At 57.8% G+C, this 18738-nt stretch carries 11 protein-coding genes and 2 pseudogenes; 6 read left to right on the top strand and 7 right to left on the bottom strand.

Features of this window, described 5'->3' with window-relative positions; genetic code table 11:
• From G3N97_RS25480 to G3N97_RS25455, 6 genes and pseudogenes are all read right to left on the bottom strand, one after another.
• Positions 1-140: pseudogene (locus G3N97_RS25480) on the bottom strand (transposase); the annotation flags it as partial.
• 231 nt (positions 141-371) lie between these two features.
• Positions 372-2558 (bottom strand): DUF262 domain-containing protein, encoded by a 2187-nt coding sequence (locus tag G3N97_RS25475; RefSeq protein WP_205995846.1) that lies wholly within the window; start codon positions 2556-2558, stop codon positions 372-374.
• A 6-nt stretch (positions 2559-2564) separates the two neighbouring features.
• Positions 2565-3041 carry a hypothetical protein gene (locus G3N97_RS25470; RefSeq protein ID WP_205995845.1) on the bottom strand — a complete coding sequence of 159 codons (477 nt, stop codon included), beginning with the start codon at positions 3039-3041 and terminating at the stop codon, positions 2565-2567.
• A 143-nt stretch (positions 3042-3184) separates the two neighbouring features.
• Positions 3185-3370 (bottom strand): annotated as a pseudogene (locus G3N97_RS39620) (FAD-dependent oxidoreductase); the annotation flags it as partial.
• 4830 nt (positions 3371-8200) lie between these two features.
• Positions 8201-9172 (bottom strand): ParB/RepB/Spo0J family partition protein, encoded by a 972-nt coding sequence (locus G3N97_RS25460; protein WP_205995841.1) that lies wholly within the window; start codon positions 9170-9172, stop codon positions 8201-8203.
• Positions 9169-10377, bottom strand: coding sequence for an AAA family ATPase (locus G3N97_RS25455; protein ID WP_183708335.1), 1209 nt, complete (start codon positions 10375-10377; stop codon positions 9169-9171). Before G3N97_RS25455 ends, G3N97_RS25460 begins: the two co-directional genes overlap by 4 nt.
• Before the next feature lie 796 nt (positions 10378-11173).
• Here G3N97_RS25455 and G3N97_RS25450 point away from each other — a divergent pair.
• Positions 11174-12556, top strand: a complete 1383-nt coding sequence (locus G3N97_RS25450) for a replication initiation protein (RefSeq protein WP_205995839.1) — start codon at positions 11174-11176, stop codon at positions 12554-12556.
• Positions 12557-12602: 46 nt separating this feature from the next.
• Here G3N97_RS25450 and G3N97_RS25445 read toward each other — a convergent pair whose 3' ends face one another.
• Positions 12603-13268 (bottom strand): hypothetical protein, encoded by a 666-nt coding sequence (locus G3N97_RS25445; protein ID WP_205995837.1) that lies wholly within the window; start codon positions 13266-13268, stop codon positions 12603-12605.
• A gap of 472 nt (positions 13269-13740) precedes the next feature.
• Here G3N97_RS25445 and G3N97_RS25440 point away from each other — a divergent pair, with 472 nt between their 5' ends.
• The 5 genes from G3N97_RS25440 (at position 13741) to G3N97_RS25420 (ending at position 18649) form a co-directional block, all read left to right on the top strand.
• Positions 13741-14445, top strand: coding sequence for a type IV secretion system protein (locus G3N97_RS25440; protein ID WP_205995835.1), 705 nt, complete (start codon positions 13741-13743; stop codon positions 14443-14445).
• A 146-nt stretch (positions 14446-14591) separates the two neighbouring features.
• Positions 14592-15365 (top strand): TrbG/VirB9 family P-type conjugative transfer protein, encoded by a 774-nt coding sequence (locus tag G3N97_RS25435; RefSeq protein ID WP_241030824.1) that lies wholly within the window; start codon positions 14592-14594, stop codon positions 15363-15365.
• Between the two features lie 2 nt (positions 15366-15367).
• Positions 15368-16645 carry a TrbI/VirB10 family protein gene (locus G3N97_RS25430; RefSeq protein WP_205995830.1) on the top strand — a complete coding sequence of 426 codons (1278 nt, stop codon included), beginning with the start codon at positions 15368-15370 and terminating at the stop codon, positions 16643-16645.
• On the top strand, positions 16638-17447 hold the full coding sequence (locus tag G3N97_RS25425; protein ID WP_205995828.1) for a transglycosylase SLT domain-containing protein: 810 nt from the start codon (positions 16638-16640) through the stop codon (positions 17445-17447). Before G3N97_RS25430 ends, G3N97_RS25425 begins: the two co-directional genes overlap by 8 nt.
• A complete protein-coding gene (locus G3N97_RS25420) occupies positions 17444-18649 on the top strand; it encodes a hypothetical protein (protein ID WP_205995826.1) in 1206 nt (401 codons plus the stop codon). Before G3N97_RS25425 ends, G3N97_RS25420 begins: the two co-directional genes overlap by 4 nt.
• Positions 18650-18738: the final 89 nt, after the last annotated feature.

The following is an 18738-nucleotide window of genomic DNA, read 5'->3' as shown; positions in this document are numbered from 1 at the left end:
AGCGCCTGGTCTGCGACCAGCCGCTTGAGCCGCTGGTTTTCCTCTTCCAGTTGCCGCAAGCGTCGCGCTTCCGACACATCCATGCCGCCGTAGCGACTACGCCAGTTATAGAACGTCGCATCCGATAAGCTCGCGCGCCGATGCTGTTTGCCCGTAAAACACGATCACTTCATCTGCTCGCGCCTCGGCCGAAAACAACTGCGCGCCCAACTGGGCGTCACCGGTCAGCAGTTCTGCGCGTTTTTACACGGCCTCGGCCATAAACCGTCATCCTCCCATACTGTCGACCGGACGTTCGGACGTCGGCTCCGCCAAGCAAACGGCCGCCCGACAGTACATTTGCATACGGCTGACCTCAACTAGTATCGCCACTACAGACCATTGAGCATTGGCGCACTAGTTCCCGAAATGGTGTAGTCGACGAGAGACAGCCATCCGTTAAAGAATCTGACTCGAAAAGTTGCACGGCCGCCCCGGCTATCAATCAATTCAAAGCTCTCGTTCAAGCGAACCGATCGGCCGCCTGCATAATCGATTCGTGCCAAGTCATTCATGTCGAGGAGGAACTGATCGCCCTCGAAACCCTCCAGCGCGAACGTACCACCAAGCCACGGTATCTGTATCTTGCCTTTGGAAATGATTGACCCCCCCTGCTTGAGAGGTTCTAGTTGCAAATCTCCACCGTTCTCTGGTATCTGTCCATAGTGGCAAAACCCCTCGCTCCCGCTACCCGCTATAAGCAGATGGTACGTCTCGGTTTCGTCGAAACCTATCGATAGACTCCCATTCTCGTCCGACTTGGTTTCAACAGTGAAGCCGCGAGAATCAAGCAGGCATACGTCTGCACCAAAAACTGGTTGCCGCTGTGGGCCCACTATTCGTAATTTAAATCGGCGAGGCCCGAGATCATAGAATTGTGGTACCTCAACGCGCTGGGATAAGCCCAAATCAGGCAACGATCCCGAGCCGGCAATGGCCATCCATTCGGATAAATCCCATTGGGCAATCGCTTCGCTGCGCAGTTGCAGAAATAGCTCCCAGTCTCCCCTGCGGTATGCGAACGCCATATCAGCATCGACAAAGTGTCGCTGAAGAAAATCGTCTTCTTCGCCGTCATACCACAAATAATGATGCAACATTTCCGCATTAAGCGGCTCAATTAAGAAGCGATTTCCGGGCCCCTGACAGAGCTTTTTGAGATTCGCCGAGGCATCCGACGGTGGTCGAATCAGCCGTACCATCGCAGCGCGTCCGTTCGTCGATAGGAGCCATCTCCCTTCGTCTCCGAGATGCATCGCCATTCGAATCATTAGAAGACGCGATCTGGCCGACCTGAAATCGAAACGATGCGGCAATCGTTCAGGGAATTCCCACTGCGCCACCACGTCTTCCGATCCCTCGATTGCGGCAATCAACGACTGTTGCTGCGCGCGAACCTGGCGAAAACTTGACGTCGCAAATGTCTCTGCCCAACTGGTTCGCCAGAACCACTTGATAATGGCTCTTCGAGACCGATCACTAAGAGGGGCCCGATTCGCCAGGGCAACTGCAATCAGCGTTAACTGATAACTGTAGGGAAGTAATTCAGCATGCGTGACGCCCGCCTGATCAAGAAGACTAATCGCTCCCTGTAGACCAATTGATGCCAAGGGAAGGAGCTCATTGTTGGTTTCGATGGCTTTGACGAGCTCTGCCTGTCCCGGGCGCGTAAGGTCCAAACCGCAAAGGCCCTTACAAACCTGCAGAAAGATGTTGTCCTCAATGGTGCGCCATTCCGGACTCAGTGATTCGCGGATGTCTTCGATCCGTTCCCGAAGATCAAATTCCGGACGCCAAGATAGCGCGGCAACAAGATGGGCCTCAGACATGGGCGTGCCCAAACTATTGATCCGCTGAAAGGCCTTTGCCGCCAAGTTCAAGTCGTCTGTGACCATAGCAACAATCGGCACCCGGAACTGCTGAAATTGGTAGGACAGTTGATCTGCTCTCGCTTCCCAACGGTCGAACGAATCTTCAGAAGTTGGCTCAAACTGCTTTCTCATCATCCGCATATGCTTATTGACGAGCCGGCCGTCAAACAGCGTCCAGAGCGGCAGCAGCGGCGCGTTCCGCCGTGCTCTTATGCGGCGACTGCGAAAAACAAATTCTTCGCTATCCAAATCATATTCGACAGCCCAGTCAATATCTTCTTCAGCATCGTGAATAATATCCTCTTCTGGCCCGCGCAGAAGCAGCCCGAGCAGCGTAGAAACCCGCTGATGACCATCTAAAAGATACTGCCGTCCTAACGAAGGGTTTCCGACGAGTGCCGGTATCCGATGCGCCCCTACGTTGGGAAACGTCGCGAGCTCGAACTTTGTAGTCCGCCACACCAACAAGCTCCCAATCGGCATCCCATCGCGTACAGATGCCAAAAGTTCGAGACGTTGCTCATCGGTCCAAATGAATGGGCGCTGAAAGCGAGGCACGCGGATATGTCCACGTAGCACATCTTCCAGAAGACTTCGCAAGCTCGGATTTGAGTTCTCCGACGCAAGCGCAGTGAGGCTCTCGATCATTTTGAATTAGAGCAAGCGCATGAGGTTAGGAATCTCGCGTCGAGCTTCTGCTATCGCCGCGACGTCCCAATTGAAATTATGGTCAGGCCTTCGTTGAAACCGATCGGCGAGTTTTTTCCCAAAGCCGCCGCTCAAGGCATTTCTATCTTCTTCAGACACGTTCGCAAACAAATCGCGTGCACGACATGCGTCATCGCGCTTTGCATCCTTCCGAAAACCTTCTTTCATATTGAAGAACCACCGTTGGTCATCGGTCAGCCGAGCCCACGCTTCCGCCGCGTCTTGCTTCTCGTCGTGCAACTCGTCCTGCGGCATATAAGACTCGATAAATCGGCGCTCCAGCATCCAAAATCGTTGCGGAATGTGCTCCCGTGCTTCGGGTACCCAGTGAAACGCTTGACAAGTTGCAGGTCGACCGTCAGGGGATTGTCCATCCCAATCTTCCTCACTTTCAGTGGGATGGAGGCGGTCACTGTCGAACATAAAGTAGGTTCTCAGCTTTTGCGCAGGATTTACAAAGCGCGAACGTAGTCGGGCTATCGCATCGCTACCGCCACCGTGAAGTGGTTCTATCCAGCGTTGCCCCACGCCGTCATCGAAGCGAGCTCGAAAACTGCGTGGCATTAGCCGAGCTTCGAGCAAATAACATCAGACCACGGGCCAAGCGAGACCACCACCGACTTGGCGTCAATACGGCCTTCAGCAGTCTCAACGCTCCAGTTTTGGCGTAAAGTCAATGCGTCTCCGAGCAGAATGCGGCCACCCAATTGCTCAAAGTAACGAGCGTAGGCCATAACGAGAGCGTTCGGGTCGCCCCGCACACCAGTTCCGGCCAAGTCGCTCGGCGTCCGACATTTCCGGAAAGCCAGATCGGAGCGACGTCCGCGGCTACGGTTTCCGCAAGCAGGGGGAGAAACCGTACTAATGCGCTTTTTCCACCGCTGTTCCATCCAAAAAACAAAGTGATAGGTCGCACATCGATGCTTTGGCGACGTGCGAATGCTCGGTAGTTCTCGACGGAAAACGAAGTTATCAATTGGTCTCTCTCTTGGTCATTCAGGGACAATTTGCCCATTCACATCGGCCTGAGCTTTTGTTATTCAAATCCCTGACAGTCTATTCGTTCGACTGCGTTTGATTGCTATATGCTTCGAACGTATATTTGGTGCGCTGCATACCTGCGAGCGCGTTTGTGCTACTCAGCGTAGTCCACCACGTTGAGGAGCCTCGACTCTTTCTGCAACAGACAAACGGACTCTATCTGCCTAACCGAGGACGTCAAGGGTGCGTTCGCCATATCGGGAGTGCTGTGCACCATTTAAAGTTTCGTGAAGTGTACCCCTATATTGTACGCGGGCCGACTTTCAGTTGACGGGACGCCGGATGGTTCATTTTGTGTATTCGTGCGAGGGTGCTAGCGCTTCGTCTGCCCGCACGCGAGACATCCCTCGACGATCTACGTCGAATTGCCCGTTCGCAAATCCACTAACTCCAGCGGGTGGTTCTGACGACAACGGGCGACGCTTTCAACTCTGAGATCAAGGTAAAAGCGCGGTCGAAATCGCATGAGATCGCGGCACAAGCAGTCGACGCTTATCCCAGCGTAATGACTTGTTTTTTGAAGTGCGAGAGTGTTCGGATTGTCGGAACACCTTTCGTTGTGCTCTCACCCTTGCCTATTTCCCATCGCAGTTAGTAACGAGTCCGCCGGGTTGGCGCATCTGCGTCGAGCGAAGCCTGCTGAACTGCAAGCGCCGCCCGGAGGGGACCTACGCTATACCGCTGCTCACACTGACGGGAGGGGCGCGTTTCGTTTCACTCCGTTACGAAACGTTGAACTGCGCGTTATGCGTGTGCACAACACGCTGATACGCGTAGGGCAACTAGATCAAAACCGTTGACGCTCTCGGGATCGTTCGCGCTATCTTTGCAGGGCTGGCGCTGGAGGACTATCCGACTGATTCATCGGGCGCATGCCTGCTCCGTTCGTCGGAACCGACCCAGTATCAGACACGCACAATTTCGCTCACCTTCCTGGTCAGCTACGGTCCCTTTCTTCTTGCCCAGCTTCGAGAGCTGAGGCAGGCGTGCTTCCATACGTGGTTGTCGTCCAGTTTCGGCGAGCCCTAGCTAACGTAGGCCTCGGCCCGATCAGTTTTTTCCGATGGGGGATAGCAGTATTTCGCGGGCGCACACGAAGGCCGCTCATCGCCCCGCGCGTACTGGATATCCCGTTAAGTGATGCCCACCAACACGACATCCTCCCTAAGCTCGGTCCACACCGCAGCGATGTCGCACGCCCGTGCGCCGTCCAGCTGCTCGTCGACGTGGTCGACTGCGGCGCGCAGGGTTTTCGGGTCCGACGTGGGCCTTCGTGGCAAGGCCGCTGGCGCGGCGAGCGCCTGGTTTTAGCGTCTGCCACGCCGCCCCGGAACGGCTTCCGATACATGAGCGGCCTCCTGTTGAGATCCGAGAATACTTGAGCACACGATCGACGTATTTCAATTACAAAATACGTATCAATCACTACAATCATCATCGGCAACCGAGTAGTATCGAACCGCGGAGCGCGCGCGTGGCGTTTCGACCATTCTGATGGGAGCCTCACGTGAAACATCGTCCGAAAATCGGTTGATTATTATTGAAAATCAATTACTTAGATAAATCACTTAAATGCACCCTTATTGTTCCACGGATAGCCTTCGGCGAAGGCTAATCCGCGCCACACCCCCGCCATAACATGGCCGAATGAACGACTGACTCCATCGCGGCCACGGACATCCGCTCCTTCTCTCCAGCGCACATAACCGTACCGAGGGTCCTACTTCGCGGGCAAGCGCATCGAGGTTGGAACTAAACAGGTGTCAGACTGGCGGCGGCCCTGTGATCCGTTGCCCCCTCATTTCAAGGGCCTTTGCCGCGATGGGGCGGCGATGGACCTTGTAGATGAGCTTCGGCGGCTTGCCCCGAGGAGATACTTTCCCGGGCGTGAGGGGCGCGGATGAACTGTGTACGCCACACGGCGAATCTCTCAGTCTGCCCGGCTCCGATACCGGCATGGCGCTCGCGCAGAGGTTGGGGATGCTGACGTTTCTAGAAGTAGAACTCCACGCGTCGATCGCATGACGTAGTTGGATAAAGCCCTGCGCCCCGCTGTCGACCCGCATCCTGGCTGCATGCCCGAACGCTATGTTTTAGACGATGCGGAAGCCGCGCGTTCGTCACACGCGCCGCTGCCCACACGGTGCGCGACTGGCGTGCGCCCGCCAACGCAGAACTGGGCGCCGCGTTCGCCACTAGTCACACGCCTGACGTGTGCGACGCAAGTTTCGCGACCAGGACAGATCCAGTACCCGGGCCATGCATCCCGCGGTGGTGCCATCGCCCGGCACGGCGTCGAACCGGCTCACTAGTCGCGCCTATCTGCCTACCGGCCTCTCGAACGCCGTTGGAGTCGTGGCTATGTCCCCTCTCACAGTCCCGCACTGAAGCGGAACGGTTGTTTCTGGTACGCGCGACAAGCAAACGTACCGCCCTAGGCAGAAGCGCTCGACGATTTCAGCATCTACATCGGCCCCTCCAAGCCCCGCCGCCGAGGGTGAGCCGTACACTCGCACTGCACACATTCGCTCGGCCGACTAACATCCACCTATCCAACGCTCCGGCAGCGAGTTGCTGTGCATCGCAACCTCCCTGTTCTACATCACCGTCGAAAGGTAGGCCGGGTTCCTGTCTTCCGCTAATAGTCCGCTGCGGCTCCTAGCGATCGTACCCCGGTCAGCAGCCACGCAAGCACGCTGTTGGAAAGTCCGAAACCTCCCCGCGCGGGTCGTCTCCCATCCGGCCCCCATCGTAATGTCGAAAGAGCGTGCCGAGCTGTGCACGAACTGCCGAGCGCGGCCGGACATCCGACGGCTGCGCGCTGATCGCGACAGACACTGGTTCCTGTTCGAGGAAATAGCCAAGTTGCTCCAGTTCTCCCAGATTGTCCCTAGGCTTCTCGGCGGGCGGTTAACCGAGCGCCTCCGAGTTCTCGAGGTGCGGTACGGCGCTCGAAATTTGCGAAGCAGGCCTACGCGTCTGCACTGCAGTGTGGAAAACTGTAACGTGGCTGCGTGCGGAACGCCGGCATGGACGAAGTAGCAGCGCATGCGCGGCAGGCGAACCAGTGGCCGCCCGCGATAGTGTGAAAAGGTTGCTCCAACTCGCCACAAGTCGCGCGCGCTGATACTTGACGCATAGTCACGCGGGCATTCGCGGATCTTGCTTGAGTGCACAGATTTCTAAGTTCTTCCCCCCGTATCTTTGGTACTCCAAAGATCGCCAGCTAAAAGATTCGTTAAACCTCACCAGCATCGACCGCGCCGCCGAGCTCCGCAATCTCGCCGACCATGAAACGGGGCAATCGCTAATACACACTCGCTTAGACTTACTAACGCGGGGGAGTTACAAATGTCGGTACCGACCGCACGAAAGTCGCGGCTGGGCGAAGTGGGACAAACACCTCGCAATCGCCCTAATCTCACCATTTGGAACTCCGGTTTAATCCCGGACTTTGCGGACGAAGTCCGGGATTAAACCGGAGTCTTAGGCTAACGCTTCGCAATCTCCGGGCAAATGTCCGGCTATGCGCCTTAATACTCATCGCAGCCCACGTCACAGGCGTATCAACGCGAACCGATCGTTGCGGCAAGGCAAGACGGACTGTTAGGCGCACTACGAAGTGTCTCCAATGGAGACACATTTATCCGCCTGAGCGTTGTTAGTGCTTCTGGCCATTCATTTCAGATCAACGCGCTCGGAGCTGTCAGAGTGTCTCGGCGCACATAGGTATTTGCTCAACAAAGGTTACTTTTGAGCAGAGCCTCCCAAGGTAATGTCCCCACAAGAGTTGTACCAGTCGCATTAAGCGCCACGCCATTGCGGCCATGCAGGGCGGGAAACGCCAGCGACATATATCCGCGCGCCCGCTTGAACACTGAGCACTATGCTGTTTCCAGCAAGCGCGAACCTGTGTCTCCAATGGAGACACTATCGGTTGGAGTTGCTCCCTTGTCTCCCGCCACTCTGCCTCACGCTCCGAATTTCGGCCGAAAGTACGACGCCAAAATAATCCGACACAAGCACGGACACCGCAACAGCTTCCATACTCGGCTTATAACCGGGCTGAAGGGCCGCCTCTCTCTGGCCATAAGTCGGAACAGCCCGCTGACCGTGTGTGTCTCCATTGGAGACACACAGCCACGAAGCGAGATGACACGTATTCATCTCCAGTAGCACACGCCGCGTGTCCGCGATGAAAGCGCCTCCAAGCCGCGCACCACAGGTAGCGTCACGTAAGCTAGCGACTGCGCTAGGTTTTCATTGGAGCAGATCCGATTCAGCCAGCGCATGTCTGTTTCAGCGCCAGAAACTCATCGCCCGTGTCTCCATTGGGGACACTCCAGATTCAAGGGGGCAGCGCCAACAACACGAAAATGCCCCTCCGCCACAGAGTCACCCCATCGGGAAAACTTAGATCTGCATCACCTTTATCGTGGGGTTCTCAGCCGAATGATCGAGTCGCGTTATATCCGTACATCACGCCACACAAAAGACGTAAAAAAAGCCCGATAAATCGGGCTTCGTGGCTCACACAAAATTTATGTCGCGCCAGTGAAAAGCTGGGAAATTAGCTCTCGGACTTGCCTTTCCTTTTCTTCGGTGAGCAGTCCCGCTCTAATTTTCACGGTGAGGCCCACCGAATCGCGGGTAATGGATCCGGCCTGGTTTCCGCCGGCGAATATCTTCTCAATCTTTCGATCACTAACGTTATGGTCCGTCTTCCCATTGTCTTCGATTGCTTGCTTGATGGCCTTCGCGAGCTTTGTTTGATCTAGATCGCCAGCGACGACCTTCACCCAAGCTTGCTTAGCAAGTTCGAATGCGTTTTCGTCTTGATCGCGCAGCACTGAAACCAGGTTCTGGGCTGCATGGGCTCCGAGCAACCGTGGTTGCACATCCAAGTCCCGAATGACAAAGTCCGGTAACTCTGCAAATGAGAGAAATCTATACAGCTCCGAACGCGAAATCCCCAAAGCTTCGGCGACGCGCTTGCGACTCGGAAACTCCTTTTCCGTTCGCCGAATCGAACGCGAAATCTCGTAGTCCGACAAATCTTCCCGCGCGACGTTTTCGACGAGCGCAAGCAACGCCATCTCTTCGTCTGAAAGGTCGACCACAAAGACCTTAATGATCTCCCTCTCGATCATCTTGTGCGCGCGCCAACGTCGCTCGCCCGCAACAAGTTGATAGCCAGCGTCCTTACGTCGGACAACAATGGGTTGAACGAGGCCCGACTCTCGAATCGACTCTGCAAGCTGAGTCAGTTTGCTTTCGGAAAACACCTGGCGAGGCTGCCAAGGATTCGGAACGATATCGGCAACTCTCACCTCTGATGGCAAGCCAGCCTTTTCCAACTCGGAAATCCGCTGCTGTGCTTGTGCTAACGCTCCTGCCATTCCAGGCGCAGTAAGCGGCGTCTTGTTCTTCTCTGATTGTTCGGCGAGCTTGATATCTTTCGTTGCTCGAACGTCGGCCGTTTTGGCCATCATGCGGTCGCGCAGGCTGCTCATTGGCCGGCCCTCCACTGTGCAACATATTGATCGTCAATCCACTTGCAGTAATCCATTAGTGGCTGCTTTACCCGCGCCAACGTCTTCGCCACAGTGTCGGCACGTGACAAATCGAACACGGTGGAGAATGCGAGCGCACCATTACTCATGACCGAACTAGCTGGGATCTCAATCGCGTGGAGCCAATCGCCGTAGGCTCGTTGTGTCCACGAGCGAACGACCGGTGCGGACGACGTCGTTCCGTAGTCAACCTTCGAGAGGAGCACGGAAACGAAGTCATAGGTCTTATCGACGTCGTGCTCGGCAAAGCCATTCGCAACCTCGGCGAACAACGACCAAAACGACGAGGAAGAAATAAAGTCGAGACTCTCTGGGACCAAAGGCATCACCATTGAATCGGCCGCCATCAGTCCATTCAACGTCATATAGGACAGCGACGGTGCCGTGTCGATAATGATGTAGTCGTACTGCGTACGGAGCGGCTCGATGCCGTTACGCAAAATCGACCAGAACTTGAATCCTGGATTCGTCTTCTGCTCAGCGGGGAGGTGAAATTCCGCATCATGCAGATAGTTATGCGCGGGGATAATGTCCAGTCCGTCCCAATAGGTGCTCTGGACTTTCGACCCGAGGCCACCTTCGATGTTCGGATCGTAGATGTAGGGGAGAACAGTATCGTCCCAATTAATATCCTTCTCCGCGTATAGCCCACAGAGCTCCGACAGCGACGCTTGCGGATCCAAATCAATCATGAGCACCTTGCGGCCGCGCAGGCTGAGACCTTGACCAAGGCACATCGAGGTCGTAGTCTTGCACGATCCTCCCTTGAAATTTGCCGTTGTCAGCACACGGCCGCGTTGTTCCCGAGTGCCGGTGACAAGCGGCGTCTGATAAATCGTCGAGACCTTTTGCACCCATTCCCGGGCGTCTTTCAATGAAAAGATCCGTGCTCGACCAGTTCCGTGCGTTTCGCCCGCCGGCAGGTCACTGCTGTCCTTGGTCGCAAGGTAATTGATCTTCTGTCGATCAAGGCCACAAAGCTCCGACAGTTCTCCGATCGTGAAGACCGGAGCATTCTTCCGCGGACGCGGTGCCAAGATTTGATCGCGAAGCTCGTCCGTCATCACTTTCAAACGATCAGCAAACTCACTGAAATCCGTGAGTTTCACCCGTCGATCGATACTTGGAAGCTCGCTTAAATTCATATTGGAAATTCCCTTTCATCAAAGGTGAGGCGATTTTCGAACGCCCACCTTCCATTTCTACGGTTTGGCAGCATTCGCCCGTCGAACCGTAGAATACTCGTCGTGCCGAAGAATTGCCATTACATTCGACCCTTTCGAGGCCCACTGGGGCAAATTGTTCGAAAAGGTTTGAATTTCAACCGCTTAGCGGGAGGGTTTCGGTCCATAGGACAGCCGAAGGCCGTCCTAGCTACGAAGCACCGCCTCAATCCCCGTTGCGTCGCCGGTTAGAGCAACACAAAACACCTCACCTTAGGGCGGCAAAAGTCGCGCGTTCCTGTGCAGCTTTCTCGATGGATCACAATTCGCCTCACCTTGTGGTCGCGGATTTTTACGACTCATCTTCGTTTTCTCCGCTGGGTGGTAGCTCCAAGGCACGGAAGGAGCGCACACATTTCAGTTATTGCAAAACAGGGGTTAGTTTGTTTTTGTAAACATAAAACCTACCAACCACTAACAGCGACAGTGTCTGTCAATATAAACAATGGGTTAGCTTCGCAAGGTGAGGAATTTTGTGTCCAAGGTGCTGTTGATTGAGCGTATGAGTGAGGCGTTTACCCCGCAAAAGTGAGGTATTTAGGCCCGTAAGGTGAGGTGTTTGGGCGGCAACGGTGAGGTAAGTTGTGATCCGATCAGCAAAAGGTGAGGTGATTTGAGCGGCTACGCTGGGTAAGGTGAGGTGATCTGTGTTGACAGCGCACCTTGCCGTCGGTACCGTACGGCACAAATATGCGGCCACGATGGCGAGGGGAGTCGAATGACGGCAGGAGGGCAGGTAGCCACGTCCAGGCAGTTGGCGTTGGCGCTTTTCGACGATGCACGAGGGGAAGACCTACCGGTCGAAGCCGCCCGAAAAGATATCGGCTTTGCCCGAAAAAACGTCCTCATTCGGATCGTGGATCTTGGTGTTGCCGCGCGGCGGTTGATCGATGCTGCTTATTTTGTGGTGGCTCAGGAGTCCGGCGTTCACGATCTCTATGACGTCGAACTCGACTACTTTAAGTGGCTCATGCGGTACTCAAGCCGCAACAACGCTCACCTCGAGCAGGTCATCACTGAAGCGCAGAGAGCTCTAATCCAGGCTACAGCGGAAGCCGAGGCCGACGGTACAAAGCCGTTCGGCTCTGTACAGTTGATCGGTCGCATTTCCTACGCCGGCGGCCGTTTCCAGTTTCGAGTTCCGCCCGACCTCATTGGCATAATTCGTGGTCCCGGGAAATCGCACTGGTTGAGTCTTCGCATCACTTCACTGTTCACGCTTAGCTATGCGCGAGTGATGTACGACCACCTACTGCCGTATGCAGATGAGGGCGTAACCGAATGGTTCACTCTCGATGAACTACGGTCTTGGCAGGGAGCGATCGGTGCAAAGGCGAAGGAGTTCAAATATTTCAAGCGCGACTGGCTCGGACCAGCTGTCGAGCAGATCAATGCCGTTTCCGACCTCCGCCTGTCCTTCGAAACTCGCAATGAGCAGGGGTCGCGAAAGATCGGTCGCCTCCGTTTCCGCATCGAACGTAAAGCCGTCGAGGAGCGCTTGTTACATACGCACGAGCAAGCGAAAGTGCTGTACGAAACGCTCAAGCAAGAGTTCGGGCTCTCCAGCGTTCAATTTGGTCAGATTGCGTCGGATCGCGACACGTACACGGACGAACGCTTAGAGCAGGCCATTGAGCGCACTCGCTTCAGTCTAAAGCTCGGCAAGGTATCGAAAAGCCCTGCGGGCTTTTTCATGAAAGCCCTGAAGGAGCGCTGGATTGTGTCGGACGCTGAACGCCTGATGGTAGAGCAGCAGGAGACGCTCGCACTTGCGGAACGACGTGAAGCCGATGCAAGAGAGCATGTGGAAACACGTATGGCTCTGCAAGTCGCGGCTCAGGATGTACATGCGCAAAATCGCATCGTCGATGAGGTGCGCCGCGGTTGGGAAATCTACCAAGAAGCAACGTCAAAGCAGCGGGATGATTTGCGTCGAACGTTCAAGGCTAGTGCGGCAGGCAAGCTCACATTGCGTCGACTGGGCATTGACGTCTCAGGAGATTTTTCCGAGACGATGTTTGAGCGCTACCCGGACCTCCGCGATGGTTTTGCTGGCTTTGTGTATAACAAAGCGCGTGTAGCAAAGGGTAGGGCGCGCTAGCTGTGGCAGCACGTCGGCTCTTGTTTTGTGATTCGCAGGCCGAACGCTAAAGTCTAACCCTCTCAGTGCCCGACTTCTGTTGCCCCGTTGAGACCGTTCGATCGAGGGGTGACCGCCGGGCCCCGCGTGCATCGTGGGCCGCGACGGCCACTTTGCTGAGTACCGACGCTTCAAAGAAAGTAATCGAATTGGATAGCCACTCTTCAAGGGCTGAAAGATGCGGCATCAAGCGCAAGAGCTGAGGCATTTCCACACGCAAGCTCTGCTTATCCCGCGCAAGTCGAACTCGAATTCCCCCGACGTTTTGTTGCGGTACCCGATCAGACACGATGTACTCGATACGCTCCTCAACTTCTTGGTAGCCCAACCGCTTCGCTTCCATCGCTCTCTCGATCACTGCGCGTTCGCCGGACACTTTGAGCGCTCCAAGCACAAGCTCACCCACACGAAACGAAAGTTCGTTTGGGCTTCCTAGCGCGGATACCACTGCCGCGGGAATGCTCGCCAGTGCGATGAGACGAGATACGCTAGAGGTCGAGATGCCGAGTGCTTTCGCCAGCGCTCGTTGCGACGGCCAGATCTGTTGTCGCAGAACTCCGCGATAGAAAAGCCCGACTTCATACCGGGAAATATCCAAATCCTGCATTTGAGCGTGCATGGAGCGCGCAGTGCGTTTGTTCAGTGATTGCGGGACGACGAAGAGTTGTTCCATGGTGTCAAAGTGGTAGCGAAGGGCTCTCTCAAGATAGTTCGCGAGAAAGCTTGTCAAGTCCGCGACCTATCATTGCTTGACGGCGCGATTCCCCATCGGGTGCTAAACAATCGCCGATGTTTTGGCACGATCGGAATGTTGATTCTTTCCTTATAAGAATCAAAGGCGACAGGCACTTGTCACCTGAGAGAGACATTTCGCGCACAAGTCGTTGATTATTAGAAAGGAGTTGTTTCGCGATAGGTGTGGGATTGTTGGGACAAAAAGTAACACCGACCGACCGTTACAGTTTGGTCAAAAGCTGCACGAAAACCGCACCATTTCGCGAAAACACCGACAGGCGCTTGTCACCTCGGCTCGCGAAACGCAGCGCGGCGTAATGGTATGCAAAATAGTTCGGCTTTTGCCCCAAAGCGTGGGGTGCCGCACTGATTCAATTGACGCGAACCAACTCGTCTTGCGCGCGCGCGTCATGCCTCTCTTCCGTCGTTCCAAAAAGCAGATCGCCCTGTCCACAGCTCCGGGCGGCTACTCCGAAGAAGATCCCGAAAAGATCATCTTCGATAAAGGCACGCGCCTGCGCGTCGAAGCGAACCACTGGAAGCTCTTCTGCTTTGTACTCGCGGCCATCGCAGGCGGGGCAGTGTGGACCCGTCAGCCGCCGCCGTCCGTGGTGAAGGCTTACGGCGTCTCCGCCGATGCGGGCGGGCACCCGCTCGTGCGCCAGCTCGCCGCCTACAAGCCCGACGATCAGGCGCTGCGGAAGTCCGTCTCCGAGTCAGTCGAATACTGGTTCACGATCGAGCCCGTGCTCACGCCGACCATCGAGACGTCCCGTCTTGCTCGCAACATCAACGCCGTCAAGGCGCAGATGGTCGACAACGGCAAGAACCAGTTCGCCGCCTGGCTCAAGCAGGACGCGCCATTCCAGACCATCACGGCCAACCCCAAGCTCGTTCGCGAAGTGAAGGTCATCAACGTGTCCGTCCTCGATGACTCGACCGTCGTTGTCGAATTCACGACGACCACCACCCAGTTCCCGTCTGACAAACCCGTTGAAGTGCGCTACGCGCTGACGCTGCGCTACCAGATCGTTCCAGCCAGTTCCGACGACGCGATCGGCACCAACCCCTTCGGGATCTTCTTCCCATTCTGGACGCTTCAAAAAACCGCATGACGAACCCGGCATCCCGCTCCCTCGTGCCGCTTGCCGCGCTCGTCTGCGCGCTCGCGTTCTCCGTCCCCGCGCACGCCGCGCGCAAGACGCAGTCCTTGCAGACGCTCTCTGGCCCGCTCGATGTCGGTTCGATCATCGGCGACCCGATGAGCCCGGTGAACCCGTACAACACCGGTGTCGATCCGGTGACGATGCCCAACGACGCGCGCATCGTGGTTTTCAACTACAGCCGCGACCAGATCTACCGGGTGATGGCTGCGCCCGCGAAGCTCACGACGATCGAGTTTGCCCCGGGCGAGAAGCTGGTTTCCGATCCGGCATTTGGCGACACGGTGTCGTGGACGTGGGATTCAGATAACGCGAACCACCTGTACATCAAGCCGATGCGCCCGTCGCTCGTGAATACGATGCACATCACGACGAACCTGCGCGACTACGACTTCACGCTCGTCTCGTCACCGGTCGGTGGCCTGTTCTACCAGAGCGTGCGCTTCCACTATCAGCAGTCGCTGCTGGCGAAGGCGCGTGCGCGTGATGCGGCCGGGATCGGGCAGGGCATCGGAGCAGGAACAGGCGCTGGCGTGGATGCCGGTGCAGATGCAGAGCACGGCAGCTCGACCGACTCGGGGCCGCTCGGCGTCTCGCCCGAGAAGCTCAATTTCGAATACACGATTTCGGGCTCGGCGCCGTTCAAGCCCGAGACGGTCTTCGATGACGGCAAGTTCGTCTGGCTGCGTCTGCCCGCCGATGCGCCTTTTGCCGTGCCGATCGTCAAGGATCACGGCGATGACATCGCGCCCAACTTTATCCGCCGCGGCCAGTACATCGTCGTGCAGCAGCTCGCCAACAAGATCGTGCTGCGCGCCGGAAGCGACGACGTCACGATCACGCGCGGTCGCCGCGGCATCTTCGGGTTCTGAGCATGTCGAACCAGAACCCCCAGCCGACCGATCAGGAGCGCGTCACCAAGGGCAAGTCGCCACGCGGCGCGCTGCTCGCCGTCGGCATGCTCTTCGCGCTGGTCATTGGCGGCCTTGGCTTCTACTACCAGTCGAAGGAAGCGAGCCAGGCCGATGCGGACGCAAAGGCCGAGAAGGCCGCAAAGATGGCTGCGTCGGTCGATCACACGCATAGCGGCGAAGACATCGACAAGATCATCCAGGACCAGCAGGCCGCTGCGCGCGAAGCCGAACGCAGGGCGCGTGCGGCTGCCGGCGCATCCACGCCCGCGCAGGCCACGAAGCCCGCGCTTTCGGTGGATCAGTTCGCGAAGGAAACGACGTCGCCCAATCTCGGCACACAGGCGAATGTCGACGCCATCTACGCCTCGCCCATCTTCACGCCGGGCAAAAAGGTCAGCGAACAGCAGAATGCGCAGTCGACCGGTCAGCCCGGCGTCCCGGGCGTGATGACGCCCGCGCAGATGGCGGTGCAGGCGGCCGCGGCCCAGCAATCGGCGACGGGCGCGGCTGAAGCGCAGGCCAAGGCGCTGAGCGCGGCTATGGGGCAGGGCAACACGGCTTCGACGACTTCGTCCGCCCAGCGCGATCTGCAGTTCATCAAGGATGCGAAAGCGCAGTCAGCGTCGGGCGAAGGCTTTCTGAGCGCGGGCTTCGTTGGCCAGTCGGGCGCGTGCACGCTCTCGCCGCCGCATCACATCGGCGTGCTCGTGACCGAAGGCGAAAACTCCGACCGGCCGGGTACAGCGTCGCTGATGGTCGAGCAGGATATCTATGACAGCCTCACGGGCACCTGTCTCATGATCCCGAAGGGCACGATGATCACCGCGCCGTACCAGAGCGACATCAAGGTCGGGCAGGAGAGCATCCTCGTTGCCGCCACCGAGATGCGCCTGCCCAACGGCAAGCAGGTGCCGCTCTATGGCGCGCAGGGCGCGGACCAGAACGGCTACGCGGGCTTCTCGGGTGACGTCAACAACCACTTTTGGAAGATCTACAGCGCGTCGTTTATCACCGCCACCCTGCTCAACCGTTTCGACGGCAGCGACACGAGCTCGACGACGAGTGGCCCGTATGGCGTCACTCAGGTCGGCAATACGGCCGGGCAGGTGGCCGCGCAAACCGCGCAGTCGATCCTGAGCCGCTACCAGAACATCCCGCCGACGATCACGCTCAAGCCGGGCGACCGCTTCATGATCAAGGTGAACCGCGACATTCACCTGGAGCCGTACCGTGGCTAGGCGCGCGCTTGCATCCCTGTGCCTCACGCTGGCGTGCGCCGCTTCTGCGCACGCGGAGTCGATCACACAGGTGATCAGCCCGGTCTCGCTCGTTCTCGGTTCGGGCGGCGCGCGCGAGGTGGCGACGCTCGACGGCAAGCCGGTCCTGTATTGCGGCCTTGCGCCGTTTGACGAATGGGCGGCGCCGCTGCTCGGGCAACCGGTGCGCAGTTCCAACGATGCGGGCATGACCGTGTCAGTGGATGCCCGTGATGTGTCGCTCGCGGGCCTGATGGTGCGCAGCGGCTGGCTGCAACCGCCCGAGCTCGACGACGACGCGCAGGCGGCGATGACCGAAGGCCGTGGCGGCTGGGCGTGCGCGAGCGTGGTCACGCCGTTCGAACTGCTGCATACCAGTGTCGATCCGAAGGTGCTCGCGGGCATTGCGCTGAACGAGTCGGCCTACAACGGCCGCGCGTGGCCGTGGACGCTGAACGTCGCGGGCCGGGGCTTCTTCTTTCGCACGCGCGAAGACGCGTATGGCGCGATGCGCGCGCTGATCGCGGCAGGCCGGTCTGACTTCGACGTCGGAATCATGCAGATCAACTGGCGGTATCACCACCAGCGATTTGCCTCGCCCTGGGACGCGCTTTCGCCTGCCACGAACGTGCGCGTGGCCGAGGCCATTCTCAACGAGAACTTCCAGAGCACGCGCTCGGTCGCGAAGGCGATCGCGTACTACCACAGCGCGAACCCCGCCCCGGGCAGCGCCTATCTCGCGCGTTTCGTGCGTCACCTCAACCAGATCAACGCCGGCTTATGAAGCAGACCGTTATCCGTATCGTGATCCTCGGCGCGCTCCTGGCTGCGCCGTTCGCGAATGCCGCCAACACCGACCCGTTCGATTTCGACTACGAGGTCGCGGCTGGCATCGCCGAGCGGCCCGCACTGATCTTCAACGACGGATCGAAGACCTACATCCAGCCGCGCGCGGGGCAGGCCATCACCGTCGCAGGCAGCCATCCCGAAGGCCCCTATATCGTGGTCGACGGCACGCCCATGTCGATCCAGTACAGCGTGGCAGGCCACACCGCGACCGCAACGTGGAACCGCGCGAACAGCTTCATCGGCGGGCACGGTGTCGTGCCCGGTGCGGGCGACGATCAGCCGGTGGCGTTCGCAGGCTTCAGTGGCCGTCTTGCGCTCATCGGCGAGCACGGCGCGCTCGATCCCGTGCGCAGTCTCAACGCGAACATGCCAGTTGCCTCGATGGTCAAGGCGCTGGTGCCACAGGGCTGGAGTGGCGCGGCGCAGAAGGACGTGGATCTAACGGCCGCCACGCGCTTCGAAACGCAGCCGGGCGAGAACTGGCTGCACGCACTGGACCGCCTGATGAATGCGAGCGGACTCTACGCCGATGTCGACTTCGACACGCGTCACGTGCGTCTGCGCCGCGACGTCGAGAAGTCCGGTGCGCTGAATTACGCGGTGGCCGCGTCGTCGCAGCCGGTCGCGACCGTTGCGACAAGAACGCCTGACGTTTCCGCGCCCGAGTTCCTGCTCGCGAAGTACTTCGGCGCAAACGCCATCCGTGACGGCGACGACACGCACACGCAGATCCGTTTCGTCTCGAAGCCGAAGGACCTGAAATTCACCACGGCTGACGGCAAATCGCTGCACCCGAAGTGGGATGCGGACGCCGGGGTGATGACGATTGACCGCGCAGATCGCTTCGTCGTTGCCGATGCGACGAACCACGTTGAGGTCGCGCGCAACGCGGGCACGGTGTACGACTTTCCGGCGGGCAACGCCGCGCATCTCGAGTCCGTGTTCGACGAGGGGGGCCAGACGTATTTCAAGTTTTCGCCGAGCGTGATCAACGTGACGGTTGCCGATGTGCATCACCTCGGTTCGGGCGAGCAGAAGGGCCGGTACTACAAGTTCAATGGCACGTCCGAGCAGTTCATCGTGACCGCCGATGGTCAGACTGTTGAGGTGCGTGCAAAACTGACCCACTTCCACTAGAAATTTGCATCGAAAACTGACCCACATGTTCAATGCCTGCTTGGACGCCAAGCAGGAGAACCGGAGTGATTACGGTGAGCATGTTGGCA

This window comes from Paraburkholderia sp. Ac-20347 (assembly GCF_017104805.1).
GTDB classification, from domain to species: Bacteria; Pseudomonadota; Gammaproteobacteria; order Burkholderiales; family Burkholderiaceae; genus Paraburkholderia; species Paraburkholderia tropica.
The sequence above is the reverse complement of the archived record's forward strand: the minus strand, read 5'-3'. Positions and strand labels throughout refer to the sequence as shown.

Bases quoted from the DNA above. Each gene is read 5' to 3' on its own strand.
- G3N97_RS25440 (WP_205995835.1), top strand. From the start codon at position 13,741: ATGCCTCTCTTCCGTCGTTCCAAAAAGCAGATCGCCCTGTCCACAGCT.
- G3N97_RS25455 (WP_183708335.1), bottom strand. From the start codon at position 10,377: ATGAATTTAAGCGAGCTTCCAAGTATCGATCGACGGGTGAAACTCACG.
- G3N97_RS25475 (WP_205995846.1), bottom strand. From the start codon at position 2,558: ATGATCGAGAGCCTCACTGCGCTTGCGTCGGAGAACTCAAATCCGAGC.
- G3N97_RS25450 (WP_205995839.1), top strand. From the start codon at position 11,174: ATGACGGCAGGAGGGCAGGTAGCCACGTCCAGGCAGTTGGCGTTGGCG.
- G3N97_RS25420 (WP_205995826.1), top strand. From the start codon at position 17,444: ATGAAGCAGACCGTTATCCGTATCGTGATCCTCGGCGCGCTCCTGGCT.
- G3N97_RS25445 (WP_205995837.1), bottom strand. From the start codon at position 13,268: ATGGAACAACTCTTCGTCGTCCCGCAATCACTGAACAAACGCACTGCG.
- G3N97_RS25430 (WP_205995830.1), top strand. From the start codon at position 15,368: ATGTCGAACCAGAACCCCCAGCCGACCGATCAGGAGCGCGTCACCAAG.
- G3N97_RS25460 (WP_205995841.1), bottom strand. From the start codon at position 9,172: ATGAGCAGCCTGCGCGACCGCATGATGGCCAAAACGGCCGACGTTCGA.
- G3N97_RS25470 (WP_205995845.1), bottom strand. From the start codon at position 3,041: ATGTTCGACAGTGACCGCCTCCATCCCACTGAAAGTGAGGAAGATTGG.
- G3N97_RS25435 (WP_241030824.1), top strand. From the start codon at position 14,592: ATGAGCCCGGTGAACCCGTACAACACCGGTGTCGATCCGGTGACGATG.